The sequence below is a fragment of the Kosakonia sp. R1.Fl genome, from assembly GCF_023516815.1.
Lineage (GTDB): Bacteria > Pseudomonadota > Gammaproteobacteria > Enterobacterales > Enterobacteriaceae > Kosakonia.
In genome coordinates, this window is sequence record NZ_JAMGSQ010000001.1 from 4,389,743 (window position 1) to 4,405,982 (window position 16,240).

The window sequence follows — 16,240 nt, forward strand, 5'->3', positions numbered from 1 at the left end:
GATAACGCCTTAGAGTTGCGTCAGTTTTTGCAGCATCTGATCGGTGGTCGATACTGCCTTACTGTTTATTTCGTAAGCGCGCTGAACCTGGATCATATTCACCAGCTCTTCCGCCACGTTTACGTTCGAGGTTTCCACATACCCCTGATACAGCATCCCCGCACCGTTCAGCCCCGGCGTCGTGGAGTTCGGCGCGCCAGACGACTGCGTTTCTGCGTACAGGTTTTCACCAAGACTTTCCAGACCGGTGTCGTTCATAAAGGTGGTCAGGTTTAACTGGCCAACCTGAACCGGCGCGGCGTTACCCTGCTGCGTCACGCTGACCACGCCGTCGCGGCCAATGGTGATGCTCAGGGTGTTCGCCGGAATGGTGATCGCAGGCTGCACCTGGAAACCACCCGCCGTTACCAGTTGACCGTTCTGGTCGACCTGGAAGGAACCATCGCGGGTATACGCCGAGGTACCGTCCGGCAGCAACACTTCAAAGAAGCCCTGCCCCTTGATCGCCACATCTTTACTGTTGTTGGTCTGAGACAGGTTGCCCTGGCTGTGCAGACGCTCGGTAGCTACCGGACGAACACCGGTACCGATCTGCAAACCCGAAGGCAGCGTTGTTTGTGCTGAAGACTGTGCGCCAGGCTGACGAATCGTCTGGTACAGCAGATCTTCAAATACCGCGCGCTGGCGCTTAAAACCATTGGTACTGACGTTCGCCAGGTTGTTGGCGATGACATCCATATTGGTTTGTTGGGCGTCGAGGCCGGTTTTTGCGATCCATAATGAACTGATCATAAGTAGTCCTGTTTAATTAGCCCATTGACAGCAATTGGTTGGCGCGCTGGGCGTTATCGTCGACGCTGCTGATAATTTTCATCTGCATCTCGAAACGACGGGCGCTGGCGATCATGTCGGTCATCGCGGCAACCGGCTTGACGTTACTGCCCTCCAGCACACCTGACATCACGCGAATAGACGGGTCGTCCTGCAATGTCGTACCACGGGTCGCTTGTGCGGTCTGGCTCAGACGGAACAGCCCGTCATCACCGCGCACCACTTCCTGCGCATTCGCTTTCACCAGCTTCAGCTTGCCGACCGGCGCGATAGTATTCGCCGGATCGCCAGGGTTCAGCGATGAAATCGTACCGTCAGCCGCGATACTAATTTGCGAACCTTCCGGTACCGAAATCGGGCCGCCGTCGCCAATCACCGGATGCCCCTGAATGGTCAACTGGCCGGTTGAACTCACCTGGATATTACCGTTACGGGTATATCCTTCTGAGCCATCCGCCGTTTGAACAGCCAGCCAACCGTCCTGCTGCAACGCCACGTCCAGCGGACGCGAGGTGTAGTCAAGTTGCCCTGGCGTCATATCGGCGCCAGGCGTAGAAGCCACTACCAGCGTACGGGTAGGCAGTGAAAGCCCTTCTACCGGTACCGCGCGCAGCGCATTGAGCTGCGCACGAAAGCCTGGCGTGGACGCATTCGCGAGGTTGCTGGCGGTGACAGCCTGCTGATTCAGCGTCTGGCTGGCTGCGCCCATCGCGGTGTATATTGCGTGATCCATTAAGCCATCCCGTCAGACGATTAACGCAGGTTAACCAGCGTGTTAAGGATCTGATCCTGGGTTTTGATGGTCTGCGCGTTCGACTGATAGTTACGCTGCGCGACAATCATGTTCACCAGTTCTTTACTCAGATTCACGTTTGATGCTTCCAGTGCGCCGTTGGTCAGCTTACCGAAGTTGCCGGAACCCGCTGTACCCACGATAGCAACGCCGGAAGAGGTGGTCGCAGACCAGACGTTATCCCCTTCGGATTTCAGGCCTTCATTGTTAGCAAAGTTCGCCAGCACGATCTGACCCAGTACCTGAGTTTTCTCGTTGGAGTAGCTGCCCACCACGGTGCCGTCATCGTTGATGGCGTAGCTCACCAGCGATCCTGGCGGGTAACCATCCTGATCAACAGAGACTGCGCCGCTGCTGCCGGTGTTCTGCTGCATGGAGTTCAGGAAGCTCAGCGAATAAGTGCTGGCAGCAGAACCATTGAGGCTGGCCAGCGCGATGTTGATCTGCGGCTGCGCGTTCGGCGCGGCGTTCAGGTTCCAGGTACGCGGCGTAGTGGCCGGCAGCACTTCGGTGTAGTTAGTCACGGAAGTGAGCGTACCGTTCGAGTTGAACGACATCTGCGCGGCTTTTTCGTAAGAAGAGCCGGAAATGCTGGAGTCTTTGGTGTAGACATCCCAGGTGTTATCCGCAGTTTTAACGAAATAGCAGTCAACCGCATGTTCGTTACCCAGGCTGTCGTAAGACGTTACCGTGGTTTTTTTGTTGTAGGTATCCGAGTTCGTCGGATCGAACGGTGTCGTCGTCGGAATGGTCGCCGTCGAGTTCAGGTTCATCGGCATCGTCGCCGTGGTGGTGGCACGCGCCGACATCACGGTCGTTGGGATGTTAATCGTCGTCGGGTTAGCACCGGTCTGCACAACCGGCGGTGTACCCGCAACCGGGTAACCGGTCAGCTGCATACCCTGCATGTTGACCAGGTTGCGGTTCTCGTCCAGCTTGAACTGGCCGTTACGGCTGTAATAAACAGAACCGTTGGTATCTACCATGCGGAAGAAACCGTTCTGGCTAATCGCAACATCCAGACCACGACCGGTGTTGGTCGTTGTACCGTCGGTAAAGTCCTGAGTGATACCGGCAACTTTTACGCCCAGACCCACTTTAGAACCGGCAAACATATCGGCGAAGGACGCAGAGCCGGATTTAAAGCCATAGGTGGCGGAGTTGGCAATGTTGTTACCAATGACATCGAGGTTGGTGGCCGCAGCATCTAGGCCGCTGACCGCTTGTGAAAAGGCCATGACTTACTCCTGATAAGTGTTTTGGCTTAGATAATCTGCCGTACTTCGTCGAGTGTGGTGGTACCGTAAGTACCTAAATCCAGTGTGCTACCGTTGCTGCCGCGGGTAACACCTTGCACCAGTGCAAACTGCAGCGGCTGGGCAACCAGCTGTGTTGCGCCAGAGCTGGCGGCGATAGAGACTTTATAAGAGCCATCAGGTGCCGCTGTTCCATCCGTCATCTTGCCGTCCCAACTGAAGGTGTGGACACCGGCAGTCAGCGAGCCAATATCGATAGTGCGCACCACGGTACCGTCTTTGCTGGTCACGGTAGCGGTCACTTTATCGGCGGCTTGCGTCAGTTCCACGCCAAACGGCGTTGAGGTTTCTTTGCCCACCAGAACGGTCTGTCCCGGGATCATCACGCCGTGGCCAATCAGGTTTGTCGCCTGCAGCGACTGGCTGTTGTCGATCTGTCCGGAAATCGAACCGAGGGTGGTGTTCAGTTTTTCAATCCCGCTCACGGTGCTGATTTGCGCCAGCTGAGTGGTCAGTTCGTTGTTCTGCAGCGGGTTAGTCGGGTCCTGGTTTTTCAGTTGCGCGACCAGCAGCGTTAAAAAGCTGCCTTGCAGGTCGGATGCACTGTTTGTTCCGGTTGTGCTGGTGTTGTTACTGGTCGAGGAGACACCGCTATTTGTCGGGTCATCCACTCTTACGGCGATAGACATGCGCGTCTCCTTTACTGTCCGAGCGTGAGGGTTTTGAGCATCATGCTCTTAACGGTATTAAGCACTTCAACGTTCGCCTGGTAGCTGCGGGACGCAGACATGGTGTTCACCATTTCGCCGACCACATCAACATTGGGCATTTTGACGTAGCCATTCGCATCAGCCAGCGGGTTACCTGGTTCGTAAACCAGTTTGTCCGGCGCCTGGCTTTCAATCACATCAGCAACTTTTACACCGCCGGTCGCTTGCCCGGGCGCAGCATCCACCTGGAATACAACCTGCTTGGCGCGATACGGCTGACCATCAGGTCCGGTCACGCTGTCGGCGTTCGCCATGTTACTGGCGGCCACGTTCAAACGTTTGGACTGCGCGGTCAGCGCGGAGCCTGCGACATCAAAGATATTCAGTAATGCCATTTAATTAGTTCCCCTGTTGCAGAACACTCATCATGCTTTTGATCTGCCCACCCAGCACGGTCAGGCCGGTCTGGTATTTAACGCTGTTGTCAGCAAACTGCGTACGTTCACGATCCATATCCACGGTGTTGCCATCCAGCGAGGGCTGATCCGGAATGCGGTACAGCAAATCGGTAGACGGTCCGCTCATCGCCTGTGCCGGGATATGGCGCGAAGAGGTCATGGTCAACGCAACGCCGCTGCCTTCAGCACGCCCACGCTCCATGACTTTTTTCAATTCGCTGGCGAAATCAATATCGCGCGCCTGAAACCCCGGGGTATCGGCGTTGGCGATGTTTGCCGCCAGAATTTCCTGACGCTGGGCGCTCAGGTTCAGCGCTTCTTGCTGGAAACGAAGTGCGGCATCAAGTTTATCGAGCATGGCTCCCCCACTGATGACAATTATTTAGCCAACAGCTTAAATCTCCGCTGACAAACTTATCGCTGGAATAAGGGCAAAATGCGTCGCTATTTATTGCGTTGATAGGTTGACCATGCGGTTAAAATCCCCTCAACCACTCAACAGGCAGGAGTCTGCGATGAACACGTTGAAAGGCGGTTTAGCCGCGACCTTACTGTTATTAAGCGCCTTTGCTCAGGCCGCTGACTTGCAATCACAGCTGACGTCATTTTTTGCTCAACGTCTTGCTGGCTTTAGCGACGAGGTAGTGGTAAATATACGCACCCCGCAAAATCTGTTGCCCAGTTGCGAGCAGCCAGCGCTGAGCGTGCTCGGGAACGCTAAACTGTGGGGGAACCTGAACGTGCTGGCGAATTGCGCAGGTGTTAAGCGCTATTTGCAGGTGGAAGTTCAGGCGACCGGTAACTATGTGGTGGCAGCGCAGTCCGTTGCTCGTGGCAGCCTGTTGCAGCCCGGCAGCGTGACGCTAAAACGCGGCCGCCTCGATCAGTTGCCGCCGAGAACGATGCTGGATATTACCCAGGCGCAGGATGCGGTCAGTTTGCGCGATCTTACTCCAGGCCAGGCGATTCAACTGTCAATGTTGCGCCAGGCGTGGCGGGTTAAAGCGGGTCAGCGTGTACAGGTCGTGGCGTCGGGCGATGGCTTTAGTGTGAACGGCGAAGGTCAGGCACTGAACAATGCGGCGGTGGCGCAAAACGCCCGTGTGCGCATGGCTTCAGGGCAGATTGTCAGCGGTACAGTGAACGCTGATGGGAATATTCTGATTAACCTATAATCTTTTTAAAGAATTCATGTCGCCTGCCGATAATTAAGCAACGACTAAAGATATCAGGCCCGAAACGCCGGGATACCTCGATGAGGACAACACTATGAGCATTGATCGCACATCGTCTTTAAAACCGGTTAGTTCCGTTCAACAGCGCGAAACTAACGAGACCCAAACGCAGAAAACGCGTCTGGAAAAAGCGGCTACGGCAAACAGCACCAGCGTGACCCTCAGCGGCGCGCAGACCAAGCTGATGCAGGCTGGCGCGAATGACATCAATATGGAACGCGTGGAACAGCTGAAAACCGCGATCCGTAATGGTGAACTGAAGATGGACACCGGCAAAATCGCTGATGCCCTGATTGATGAAGCGAAGAGTTACTTGCAGAGTAAATAACAGTATGAATCGACTGTCAGACATTCTTGATCAAATGACAGTTATCCTGAGCGCTCTTAAAGACGTGATGGATGCTGAGCAAAAACAGCTTTCCGTAGGTAACATTCAAAGCAGCGCACTGCAGCGTATCACGGAAGAAAAAAGCTCATTGCTCGCGACACTGGATTACCTGGAGCAACAGCGTCGTTCGACACAAAAGGCGCAACATAGCGCGAACGACGATATCGCCGATCGCTGGCAAACTATTACGCAGAAAACGCAGCATTTGCGCGACCTTAACCAGCACAACGGATGGCTGCTGGAAGGACAAATTGCGCGTAACCAGCAAGCGCTGGAACTGCTAAAACCGCATCAGGAACCGAGCCTGTACGGCGCGAATGGTTATACCGCTTCCGCCAGCCGTGGCGGAAAGAAAATCTCGATTTAATAAGACCCGTCTTCATTTGCCAGGGATAATTCCCTGGCAATTTGCTTTTCTCTTTTCTCGCTTCTACTTCGCTGAACAAACTTACGCCGTAGTCCGACGCGCAAACTCTTTCACTTTAAAGCCCAGCAGCGCAAGCGTGGCGAAATAGGCCATCACACCGACCAGCACGACAGCCATCAACCGCAGCAGGCGATAAGGCATAGTGCCAGTTGACCACTCCGGCATGACATACAGCATGCCCACTAATGCCGCTGCCATCACCAGCACCGCAACCACCAGACGCAGCAGGAAACTTGCCCAGTCCGGCTGCGGCGTAAAGATCTGCTGCTTACGCAGCTGCCAGTAGAGCAGCCCGGCATTCAGACAGGCCGCCAGACCAATCGACAGCGATAACCCGGCGTGTTTCAGCGGCCCGATAAACGCAAGGTTCATCAATTGCGTCATCACCAGCGTGACAATGGCAATCTTCACCGGCGTTTTGATGTTCTGTCGCGAGTAGAAGCCTGGTGCCAGCACTTTCACTACGATAAGCCCCATCAGCCCCACCGAGTAGGCGATGAGCGCGCGCTGGGTCATTGATGCATCAAACGCGGTGAATTTACCGTACTGGAACAGCGAAACGGTCAACGGTTTCGCCAGGATGCCGAGCGCTACGGCGCTGGGCAACGCCAGCAGAAAGCAGAGCCGCAACCCCCAATCCATCAGGCGGCAATATTCGTCGTGGTTACCGCTGGCGAAACTTTTCGACAACGACGGTAACAGGATAGTGCCAAGCGCCACGCCAAGCACGCCGGAGGGAAACTCCATCAGGCGGTCAGCGTAATACATCCACGACACGGAACCGGAAACCAGAAACGAGGCGAAAATGGTGTTGATGATAAGCGAGATCTGGCTGACCGAAACCCCAAGAATGGCCGGCCCCATCTGTTTGATCACCCGCATCGCCCCGGCATCGCGGAAGCTGATGCGCGGCAGCACCAGCATGCCGATTTTCTTCAGGTGCGGCAGCTGATACACCAGTTGCAGCACACCGCCGACTGTAACGGCCCAGGCCAGCGCCAGTACCGGCGGATGAAAAAAGGGAGCAGCAAATAGCGCAAAGCCAATCATGCTGATGTTTAAGAATGTCGGCGCAAACGCCGGCACCGAAAAGCGATTCCAGGTATTGAGGATCGCCCCGGCCAGCGACGCCAGCGAGATCAGCAAAATATAAGGGAAGGTAATGCGCAGCAGTTGCGAGGTTAAGTTGAATTTATCCGCCGTATCGGCAAAACCCGGTGCGGTGACGAGGATCACCCACGGCGCCGCCAGCATCCCGGCCACGGTGACGATGGCCAGCGCCAGCGTCAGCAACCCGCAGACATAGGAGACAAACACCCGCGTCGCATCTTCACCCTGTTTGCTTTTGTACTCGGCGAGGATCGGCACAAAGGCCTGAGAAAACGCCCCTTCTGCAAAAATGCGGCGCAATAAATTCGGCAGTTTGAACGCCACGAAAAAGGCGTCGGTCGCCATTCCCGCACCAAACACCCTTGCCACAATGGCGTCACGCGCAAAACCCAGCACGCGGGAAAACATCGTCATGGAGCTGACAGCCGCCAGCGATTTTAATAGGTTCATTCTGGTTTCCATAAGACACAACGCCTGCAATGCAGGCGTTGATGTACAGCGAAGCGCTTAGTCTACAGGGAAAAAGGCGAATTACTATCGCCAGATGTTACCGGGCATTATTCACTCATCGCCTCGCGCCAGAGCTTGTCTACCACGCGCTGGGCGAGGATCGCTTGCTCACCTGCGGTTTCCGGAACGGTCTGATTTTGCACGCATTCAATGAAATGGCGGGCGCATCCGGCGAAACCGCGCTGCTCCAGCACACTCTGCCAGCCCGCCACCGGACGGGCGACAACGCCCTGCCCGCGCTCTTCGCGCCACTCGCGCATATCGGTTATGTCGAATAAGCCGCCGTCAGTCACCGCCTGAACCCATTCCCGCTGGCTGCCCGCCCGGCGATGCATGCTGGTGGTAATTTGCAGGTGTTCAACACTGAAATGGTGCTCGGCATAAATCATAGCGCCGTCGTCATTGGTCAGCAGCGTACCGCTTTTTAATTGCGCGCCACCGCCCGCCAGCCACAGCGCGGTATCCACAACATGCAGGTAGTCATCCAGCAGGGTGAAGCGTAAATCATGCGGCCCGACGCTGTCGGTACGGTGTTTATCCATACGCAACGAAGCGGCCTGCGGCATCTGCTGTTTTAGCTCGCGGTACAGCGGGGAGAAACGGCGGTTAAACCCGACCATCAGCGTCAGTTTTTTACGTGCGGCCAGCTCAATAAGCCGCTCCGCGTCCGGTAAGTTTTCCGCCAGCGGCTTATCTACGCAGACGTGGACACCGAGATTGAGCAACTCACTGACGACCGCATAGTGGGAAGCCGTTGAGGTGTGGACAAAAACCGCGTCGCATTGTGCCGCCAGGGAAGCCAGAGAGTCGGCATACGGAATGCGCCAGGTTTCGCACACGCGCAGTGCCTTTTCCCGCGTTGGCGACCAGGCCGCCGCCAGCGTCCAGTCTGTTGCTGCGCCTAACACCGGCAACCAGGCCTTTTGCGCTATGCTGCCAAGCCCTACCACACCGATACGTAACGTTGTCACTGTTAATCTCCCAGATGTGCGAGCAGCGAATCGAGACGCTGCTTCAGTTCAGCCACTTCTGCTTCCAGCGCATCAACACGCGCTGCCAGAGATGCGTCCGGCGGACTGACGGCTTCAACAACATTCACCAGCGTCTGCACATCGCCGCTGAAAAGATGCATAAAGCGGCTTTCGCGTTTGCCTGGCTCTCTCGGCAGACGTGCCACATACGGCCCGTCTTCGCGCGTCGCCAGGTGTTCTAACGCATTTTCCACTTCAGCCATATCGCTGAACTGATGCATGCGTTCGCCGCGAGTACGCAACTCGCCCGGCGTTTGCGGCCCGCGCAGTAATAACGTGGTGACGAGCGCCACCTCGGCAGAACTCAGTTTGAGATCGCCAAATTCAGAATTACAAAAACGCTGCTCATATTTTGTCACCCGGTTACCAAAACCGCTTACCGTGCGCAGATAATGGCGCTTGACCAGTTCATCCAGCACCGTTTGCACCTCGTGTTCAGCAAGGTTCATCACCGGTTCACGGTTGGTTTTTTGATTACAGGCAGTGACAACACCATTAATGGAGAGCGGGTATTGCTCCGGCGTCGTCACCTGTTTTTCCAGTAAACAGCCAATCACCCTCGCCTCTACGGCGGTTAATTGATACTTCATCAAAACTCCTTAGCGACCGGGGGTCCATTCCTGCGTGGTTAATGCGGTAAGCACGTGATCGCGCCATTGCCCGTCAATTAACAGATACGATTTGGCATAGCCCTCTTTTTCAAAGCCAAGCCTCGCCAGTAAATCACCGCTGCGTTTATTGTGCGGCATGTAGTTCGCCATAATGCGATGCATATGTTGCGTGCGTTGCATATAGCGAATGGCGGTGGTGAGCGCTTCGAACATCAGCCCCTGCCCCTGCCATTTCTGGCCAACGGAATACCCCAGATAACAGGCATGAAAAGAGCCGCGCACCACGTTTGAGAAATTCGCCACGCCGACTATCTCTTTCTCTTCCGGATCGAGCAACGCAAAATAGAACGCGGAACCCTGTTTATGAAACTCATTGATCATGCTCAGACGCGCCTGCCAACCGGAAGGATAACAATGGCTTTCATCGCGCACGGGTTCCCAGGGTTTTAAAAACTGGCGGTTTTCGGCGTAATAATCCGCCAGCCGCCAGGCGTCGCGCTCATGCACCAGGCGAACCACCAGACGGTCTGTTACTAAGCGTACTTTCGGCACGTTACTGCGATAGCCAAACATGCATTACCACTCCTTCCGTTTTACGACTCTTTTAACCCCTTCCCTTTACTATACAGTTGCTCCGGGGCTGTGGGAAAACAGCAACATGGCATTTTCTGCGTCAAACACCATTTTCGATGAAAAGTCTCAATCAAAGGCAGACGTTGATAAAAAAATATTGTCACCACGACGATGGGAAAAGGCCCGGCGAAACCGCAGAATAAGAAGGTCTTATCTTTCTTATTTCCCGGAGGGGAAATGGCGCGCATATCGCAGGCAAGGAGCCTGGGTAAATATTTCCTGCTTGTCGATAATATGCTGGTTGTTCTCGGCTTTTTCGTTGTCTTCCCACTGATTTCTATCCGCTTTGTTGACCAGCTTGGCTGGGCGGCGTTAATGGTCGGCATTGCCCTCGGTTTGCGTCAGTTTATTCAACAGGGTTTGGGGATTTTCGGCGGTGCGATTGCCGACCGTTTCGGTGCCAAGCCGCTGATTGTCACCGGCATGCTGATGCGCGCAGGCGGTTTTGCCGCGATGGCGGTGGCGCATGAACCCTGGCTGCTGTGGCTCTCCTGTATTCTTTCCGGGCTGGGCGGCACGCTGTTTGATCCGCCGCGCTCCGCGCTGGTGGTGAAACTGGTGCGTCCTAATCAGCGCAGCCGTTTTTTCTCGCTGTTAATGATGCAGGACAGCGCGGGCGCGGTTATTGGCGCGCTGCTCGGCAGCTGGCTACTGCAATATGACTTTCGTCTGGTGTGTGCAGCCGGTGCGTTGATGTTTATCTTATGCGCCGCGTTTAACGCCTGGCTACTGCCTGCATGGAAACTCTCGACGGTGAAAGCGCCGGTGCGCGAAGGTCTGACGCGCGTACTGCGTGACAAGCGCTTTGTCACTTACGTGCTAACCCTTACCGGTTATTACATGCTGGCGGTGCAGGTCATGTTGATGCTGCCGATTATGGTGAACGACATTGCCGGTTCACCGGCGGCAGTGAAGTGGATGTACGCCATTGAAGCCTGTCTGTCGCTGACGCTGCTCTACCCCATTGCGCGCTGGAGTGAAAAACGGTTTCGCCTTGAGCATCGCCTGATGGCAGGTCTGCTGGTGATGTCTTTCAGCCTGCTGCCGGTGGGGATGGTCGGCACGTTGCAGCAACTCTTCACGCTGATTTGTACCTTCTATATTGGCTCCATTATTGCCGAACCCGCGCGGGAAACGTTAAGCGCACAGCTGGCCGATGCCCGTGCGCGCGGCAGTTATATGGGTTTCAGCCGTCTTGGGCTCGCCTTCGGTGGCGCGCTTGGTTATGCCGGCGGCGGCTGGCTGTTTGACGCCGGGAAAGCATTTAACCAGCCAGAGTTGCCGTGGATGATGCTGGGCGTTATCGGGATGATCACCTCTATGGCGCTACTGTGGCAATTCAGTCACAAACGCATTCGCCCGACCATGCTCGAGCCTGGCGCCTGATTTGCGCGCCGGTTTTCCCTCTTCCATACTGGTAGTTGATGGATAAGCCAGTATGGAGGAGAAACGTGAAACTCTACATTTACGATCACTGCCCGTTCTGCATTAAAGCCCGCATGATTTTCGGCCTCAAGAACATCCCCGTTGAACTCAAAATCCTGCTCAATGATGACGAAGCCACACCGACGAAAATGATTGGCCAGAAAATGGTGCCGATCCTGCAAAAGGATGACAGCCGCTATCTGCCGGAAAGCATGGATATTGTTCACTATGTCGATAAGCTTGATGGCAAACCGCTGCTCACCGGCAAGCAAAACCCGAAAATCGAAGAGTGGCTGCGCAAGGTTAATGGTTACGTTAATAAGCTATTGATCCCCCGCTTTGCGAAATCGGCGTTTGACGAATTTTCCACGCCACAGGCGCGCGCCGGATTTGTGGCCAAAAAAGAGGCCGCCATTGGCGATTTCGCCGAACATCTCAGCCATTCGGCGGGATTAGCGAAAAATATCAGCGACGATTTACGTGTGCTGGACAAATTGATTGTGCAGCCCAACGCCGTGAACGGAGAACTCTCCGATGATGATATTCATCTCTTCCCGCTGCTGCGTAATCTGACGCTGGTAAGCGGTATCAACTGGCCCAGCCGGGTTGCAGCGTACCGTGACAATATGGCGAAACAGACACAAATTAACTTGCTGTCATCGATGGCTATTTAACCGCCCATGACGGAAGCGCGCCCGCTTCCGTCATGCCTTTCAGCTTTTTCCGCTGGCCTTTATTTAGCGTGTGTCGCATGCTACGCCCCTGCGTCGTAGCATGGCGATCACGTTGAGGAATTCATGAAGAGAATTATTTTTGCCGCAGCATTACTGTTGAGCGGCGTGCTGGTGGGGTGCAATCAACTAACCCAATATTCTATCAGCGAACAGGAGATTAACCAGGCGCTACAAAAACGTAACGACTTCGCCAAAGACATTGGCGTGCCCGGCGTTGCGGATGCTCATATTGTGCTGAATAACCTGGCCAGTGAAATCGGTCGCGAAGAACCCAATAAAATCACGCTGACCGGCGATGCGAATCTGGATATGACCTCGCTATTTGGCAACCAGAAAGCCATCATCAAATTGAAACTCAAAGCGTTGCCGGTATTTGATAAAGAAAAAGGCGCGATTTACCTGCAAGAGATGGAAGTGGTTAACGCCACCGTGACACCGGAAAAAATGCAGACCGTGTTACAAACGTTGATGCCTTATCTTAATCAGTCGCTGCGCAATTACTTTAACCAACGCCCGGCTTATGTGCTGAAAGAAGACAACAGCAAAGGCGAGGCGCTGGCGAAAAAATATGCCAAAGGGATTGAGGTGAAACCGGGCGAAATTATTATCCCCCTCACCGACTAAATAACAGGGCGCCGCGAGCGCCCTTTTTTTCAGGAAAAGGATGCAAACGAAAACGTTTCCGCTTATTCTTAGTGCCCGGCAAAAACACCTGTTTCTCACCAGCCGGAGCACTCCAATGACCCAACCTCAGGTTTTGAAAATCCGCCGTCCTGACGACTGGCATGTCCATTTACGTGATGGCGAAATGCTAAAAACCGTGGTGCCGTGGACCAGCGAAACTTACGCCCGCGCCATTGTCATGCCGAACCTTGCTCCTCCTGTCACCACTGTGGAGGCGGCTATCGCATACCGCCAGCGTATTCTTGACGCTGTGCCCGCCGGGCATGATTTTACGCCATTAATGACCTGCTATCTGACCGACAGCCTGAGCGCCGATGAAGTCGAACGCGGCTTTAACGAGCAGGTATTTACGGCAGCGAAACTCTATCCGGCGAATGCCACGACCAACTCCAGCCATGGTGTTACCAGCATTGATGCGATTATGCCGGTTCTGGAACGGATGGAGAAACTGGGTATGCCGCTGCTGGTGCATGGTGAAGTGACGCACGCGGATATTGATATTTTTGATCGCGAAGCGCGGTTTATCGAAACGGTCATGGAACCGTTACGCCAGCGCCTGCCGGGGCTGAAAGTGGTGTTTGAGCATATTACGACCAAAGATGCCGCAGACTATGTGCGTGAAGGCAATGAGCTGCTGGCCGCGACCATTACCCCTCAGCACCTGATGTTTAACCGTAACCATATGCTGGTCGGTGGCGTGCGCCCGCATCTTTATTGCCTGCCGATCCTGAAGCGTAATATTCACCAGCAGGCGCTGCGCGAACTGGTTGCCAGCGGCTTTACGCGCGCGTTTCTCGGCACGGACTCCGCGCCGCATGCGCGTCATCGTAAAGAGGCTAGCTGCGGCTGCGCCGGTTGTTTCAACGCCCCCACCGCGCTTGGCAGTTATGCAACCGTGTTCGAAGAGATGAACGCCCTCCAGCACTTTGAAGCGTTCTGTTCCGTCAACGGGCCACGTTTCTATGGCTTACCGGTGAACGAAACGTTTGTTGAGCTGGTGCGTGAAGAGAGCCAGGTGCCAGAGACGATTGCGCTGCCGGAAGATTCACTGGTGCCGTTCCTCGCCGGTGAAACCGTGCGCTGGCGCGTTAAATAAAAAAATTATCGCTCCCTGTTGTAATATTTTTCGCTTAACTGTATAAACATACAGTAAATTACACAGGGGGGCTATTATGCGCATTGAAGTGACTATCGCCAAAACCACACCTTTACCGCCTGGCGCTGTTGATGCACTGGCGGGCGAGTTATCTCGTCGTCTGAACAATTGTTACCCCGATCGCGAAAACAAAATTACGGTTCGCTATGCCGCAGCAAATAATCTTTCGGTTTTAGGCGGTGCAAAAGAAGATAAAGATCGCATAACTGAAATTTTGCAGGAAACCTGGGAAAGCGCCGACGACTGGTTTATCACCGACTAATTTCTCTTTAAGTTTGTGCTTATTGCCGGGTCGCCCCGGCTTTTTTTGTTGTTTTTTTAAGCGCAATCCTGTAGCAGATCTTTTTTAATAAAAATATATGGTTAAGAGCCCGTTTTCTTATTCAAAAAAATCTAACGGCCGAAAAAACATGTTGCAGAGTGTTTAATTATTCGATCTACTCCCCCACTTGTTGGTATACTGAAAAAGCTTCAAATAAAACACGCATTGAACCTCAAGAGTCGTTGTCGAATTAAACACGCCAATAAAGGGGGTTATGATGGTAAAGAATAATGAAGTCATCCAGACCCATCCACTGGTCGGATGGGACATCAGCACCGTGGACAGCTACGACGCACTGATGCTCCGGTTGCACTACCAGACCCCAAACAGAGCCGCTCAGGAAGAGACCGAAGTCGGCCAGACGTTGTGGTTAACGACCGATGTTGCCCGCCAGTTTATATCGATACTCGAAGCGGGCATTGCCAAGATTGAATCGGGCGACTACCAGGAAGATGAGTATCGCAGGCATTAGTGATAATGCGCTATATAGACTCAACAGGCACCCTTGTGGTGCCTTTCTTATTTCTGTCCTTGTATAACGTTCCCAGGTTAATTACCCTCCTGAACACGCATTTGCCTGGAGAACATCACCATGAAATACGATCTCATTATTATTGGCAGCGGCTCTGTCGGCGCTGCGGCAGGCTATTACGCCACGCTAAGCGGGCTGAACGTGCTGATGACCGACGCTCACCTGCCTCCCCATCAGGAAGGCAGCCACCACGGTGATACGCGTTTAATTCGTCATGCTTACGGCGAAGGCGAGAAATATGTTCCGCTGGTATTGCGCGCGCAGCAGTTGTGGGAGCAACTGGCTGCGGAAAGCGGCGAAGCGGTGTTTGAACGCACAGGCGTTATCAATATCGGCCCGGCTGATTCGGCTTTTTTGGCTAACGTCGCGCAAAGCGCTGCGCAGTGGCAGCTGGCCGTCGAAAAACTCGATGCCCCGTCACTGATGGCACGCTGGCCGGAAATCCGCGTACCCGACGATTACATCGGCCTGTTTGAAGCCGACTCCGGTGTACTGCGTAGCGAGCTGGCGATAAAGACCTGGATCCGCCTTGCCAAAGAGGCGGGCTGCGCTCAGCTGTTCAATTGTCCGGTCACTGCGCTGCATCATCATGATGACGGCATCAGCATCGATACCCGGGAAGGGACATTCCACGGCAAAAAAGTTCTTGTCAGCGCGGGGACGTGGGTGCAAAAACTGCTGCCTGAGTTGCCGATACAACCGGTCCGCAAAGTTTTTGCGTGGTTCCAGGCCGATGGCCGTTACAGCACCAAAAACAAATTCCCGGCGTTTACCGGTGAAATGCCCAATGGCGACCAGTATTACGGCTTCCCGGCGGAAGACAATGAATTAAAAATTGGCCGTCACAACGGCGGGCAGCTTATCAGCGACGCGCAGCAGCGTAAGACGTTTGGCGAAGAGCCGGGAGATGGTTCTGAATGTTTCGCTTTTCTGCGCCAGTTCCTCCCCGGCATCGGTGGGTGTTTGTACGGTGCATCCTGCACTTACGATAACTCTCCGGATGAAGACTTTATTATTGATACGCTGCCGGGATCCCCGGACACGCTGATTGTCACTGGTCTTAGCGGGCACGGTTTCAAATTTGCGCCAGTGTTGGGCGAAATTGCCTGTGAATTTGCCCACGGCAAAAGCTCGCATTTTGATTTACAACCTTTCTCACTGTCCCGTTTTACCGGGTAACCTTTCAGCGGCCCCGTTCGGGGTCGCTTATCGCATTTTTACGGAGAGAATATGCGCCGTCTGTTTCATTACTTAATAAATAACGTGCGTGAACATTTGATGCTTTATATTGCGCTGTGGTTACTTATCGCACTGATCGATATTATCTATATCGTATGGGCATCTTGATAAACACTGACAAAAATTGACATATACTTATAAAAATATATTTTCAG

General features: G+C 54.1%; 21 protein-coding genes. 11 read left to right on the forward strand and 10 right to left on the reverse strand.

The features are described 5' to 3' along the window. Window positions 1-9: 9 nt before the first annotated feature. Genes flgG through flgB form a run of 6 tightly spaced genes read right to left on the reverse strand, consistent with a single transcriptional unit; the run spans window position 10 to window position 4,406 of the window. Window positions 10-792: a flagellar basal-body rod protein FlgG gene (gene flgG, locus M8Q36_RS20710; RefSeq protein WP_020457434.1), complete on the reverse strand. Its 783-nt coding sequence runs from the start codon at window positions 790-792 to the stop codon at window positions 10-12. A 16-nt stretch (window positions 793-808) separates the two neighbouring features. After that, entirely contained in the window at window positions 809-1,564 is a 756-nt protein-coding gene (locus M8Q36_RS20715) for a flagellar basal body rod protein FlgF (RefSeq protein WP_249882201.1), read from the reverse strand. 20 nt (window positions 1,565-1,584) lie between these two features. Continuing rightward, the gene (gene flgE, locus M8Q36_RS20720; RefSeq protein WP_249882202.1) at window positions 1,585-2,862 is read right to left on the reverse strand and encodes a flagellar hook protein FlgE; all 1,278 of its coding nucleotides are present in this window, start codon (window positions 2,860-2,862) and stop codon (window positions 1,585-1,587) included. A gap of 26 nt (window positions 2,863-2,888) precedes the next feature. Then, window positions 2,889-3,569 carry a flagellar hook assembly protein FlgD gene (gene flgD / locus M8Q36_RS20725; protein WP_200552846.1) on the reverse strand — a complete coding sequence of 227 codons (681 nt, stop codon included), beginning with the start codon at window positions 3,567-3,569 and terminating at the stop codon, window positions 2,889-2,891. 11 nt (window positions 3,570-3,580) lie between these two features. Beyond that, a complete protein-coding gene (flgC, locus tag M8Q36_RS20730) occupies window positions 3,581-3,985 on the reverse strand; it encodes a flagellar basal body rod protein FlgC (RefSeq protein ID WP_020457431.1) in 405 nt (134 codons plus the stop codon). A 4-nt stretch (window positions 3,986-3,989) separates the two neighbouring features. Next, on the reverse strand, window positions 3,990-4,406 hold the full coding sequence (gene flgB / locus M8Q36_RS20735; protein WP_017456402.1) for a flagellar basal body rod protein FlgB: 417 nt from the start codon (window positions 4,404-4,406) through the stop codon (window positions 3,990-3,992). Window positions 4,407-4,563: 157 nt separating this feature from the next. Between flgB and flgA the strand changes: the two genes are divergently transcribed. From flgA to flgN, 3 genes are all read left to right on the forward strand, one after another. Next, a complete protein-coding gene (gene flgA, locus M8Q36_RS20740) occupies window positions 4,564-5,223 on the forward strand; it encodes a flagellar basal body P-ring formation chaperone FlgA (protein ID WP_200552845.1) in 660 nt (219 codons plus the stop codon). 94 nt (window positions 5,224-5,317) lie between these two features. Continuing rightward, window positions 5,318-5,611, forward strand: coding sequence for a flagellar biosynthesis anti-sigma factor FlgM (gene flgM / locus M8Q36_RS20745; RefSeq protein WP_017456400.1), 294 nt, complete (start codon window positions 5,318-5,320; stop codon window positions 5,609-5,611). Between the two features lie 4 nt (window positions 5,612-5,615). Further along, window positions 5,616-6,038 (forward strand): flagella biosynthesis chaperone FlgN, encoded by a 423-nt coding sequence (gene flgN, locus M8Q36_RS20750; protein WP_017456399.1) that lies wholly within the window; start codon window positions 5,616-5,618, stop codon window positions 6,036-6,038. 81 nt (window positions 6,039-6,119) lie between these two features. On the opposite strand, the gene murJ is transcribed toward flgN, so the two are convergent. The 4 genes from murJ to rimJ all read right to left on the reverse strand — a co-directional run bounded on the left by murJ (window position 6,120) and on the right by rimJ (window position 9,933). Beyond that, window positions 6,120-7,658, reverse strand: coding sequence for a murein biosynthesis integral membrane protein MurJ (gene murJ / locus M8Q36_RS20755; RefSeq protein WP_249882203.1), 1,539 nt, complete (start codon window positions 7,656-7,658; stop codon window positions 6,120-6,122). A 107-nt stretch (window positions 7,659-7,765) separates the two neighbouring features. After that, window positions 7,766-8,689, reverse strand: a complete 924-nt coding sequence (locus M8Q36_RS20760; RefSeq protein WP_249882204.1) for a Gfo/Idh/MocA family protein — start codon at window positions 8,687-8,689, stop codon at window positions 7,766-7,768. 2 nt (window positions 8,690-8,691) lie between these two features. Further along, window positions 8,692-9,339: a YceH family protein gene (locus tag M8Q36_RS20765; protein ID WP_249882205.1), complete on the reverse strand. Its 648-nt coding sequence runs from the start codon at window positions 9,337-9,339 to the stop codon at window positions 8,692-8,694. Window positions 9,340-9,348: 9 nt separating this feature from the next. Further along, the gene (gene rimJ / locus M8Q36_RS20770; protein ID WP_017456395.1) at window positions 9,349-9,933 is read right to left on the reverse strand and encodes a ribosomal protein S5-alanine N-acetyltransferase; all 585 of its coding nucleotides are present in this window, start codon (window positions 9,931-9,933) and stop codon (window positions 9,349-9,351) included. A gap of 237 nt (window positions 9,934-10,170) precedes the next feature. Between rimJ and mdtH the strand changes: the two genes are divergently transcribed. The 8 genes from mdtH (at window position 10,171) to M8Q36_RS20810 (ending at window position 16,193) form a co-directional block, all read left to right on the forward strand. Then, the gene (gene mdtH / locus M8Q36_RS20775) at window positions 10,171-11,379 is read left to right on the forward strand and encodes a multidrug efflux MFS transporter MdtH (protein ID WP_017456394.1); all 1,209 of its coding nucleotides are present in this window, start codon (window positions 10,171-10,173) and stop codon (window positions 11,377-11,379) included. A 65-nt stretch (window positions 11,380-11,444) separates the two neighbouring features. Beyond that, window positions 11,445-12,092 (forward strand): glutaredoxin 2, encoded by a 648-nt coding sequence (grxB, locus tag M8Q36_RS20780; protein ID WP_249882206.1) that lies wholly within the window; start codon window positions 11,445-11,447, stop codon window positions 12,090-12,092. A 123-nt stretch (window positions 12,093-12,215) separates the two neighbouring features. Next, window positions 12,216-12,776, forward strand: a complete 561-nt coding sequence (locus M8Q36_RS20785; RefSeq protein WP_020457422.1) for a lipoprotein — start codon at window positions 12,216-12,218, stop codon at window positions 12,774-12,776. A gap of 115 nt (window positions 12,777-12,891) precedes the next feature. After that, a complete protein-coding gene (pyrC, locus tag M8Q36_RS20790; protein ID WP_249882207.1) occupies window positions 12,892-13,932 on the forward strand; it encodes a dihydroorotase in 1,041 nt (346 codons plus the stop codon). A gap of 76 nt (window positions 13,933-14,008) precedes the next feature. Further along, entirely contained in the window at window positions 14,009-14,254 is a 246-nt protein-coding gene (gene dinI, locus M8Q36_RS20795; protein ID WP_017456390.1) for a DNA damage-inducible protein I, read from the forward strand. Between the two features lie 277 nt (window positions 14,255-14,531). Continuing rightward, the gene (gene bssS, locus M8Q36_RS20800; protein ID WP_017456389.1) at window positions 14,532-14,786 is read left to right on the forward strand and encodes a biofilm formation regulator BssS; all 255 of its coding nucleotides are present in this window, start codon (window positions 14,532-14,534) and stop codon (window positions 14,784-14,786) included. A gap of 120 nt (window positions 14,787-14,906) precedes the next feature. Continuing rightward, window positions 14,907-16,025, forward strand: a complete 1,119-nt coding sequence (gene solA, locus M8Q36_RS20805; RefSeq protein WP_249882208.1) for an N-methyl-L-tryptophan oxidase — start codon at window positions 14,907-14,909, stop codon at window positions 16,023-16,025. Window positions 16,026-16,076: 51 nt separating this feature from the next. Then, window positions 16,077-16,193, forward strand: a complete 117-nt coding sequence (locus M8Q36_RS20810) for a YceO family protein (protein WP_020457419.1) — start codon at window positions 16,077-16,079, stop codon at window positions 16,191-16,193. The last annotated feature ends 47 nt before the right edge of the window (window positions 16,194-16,240 follow it).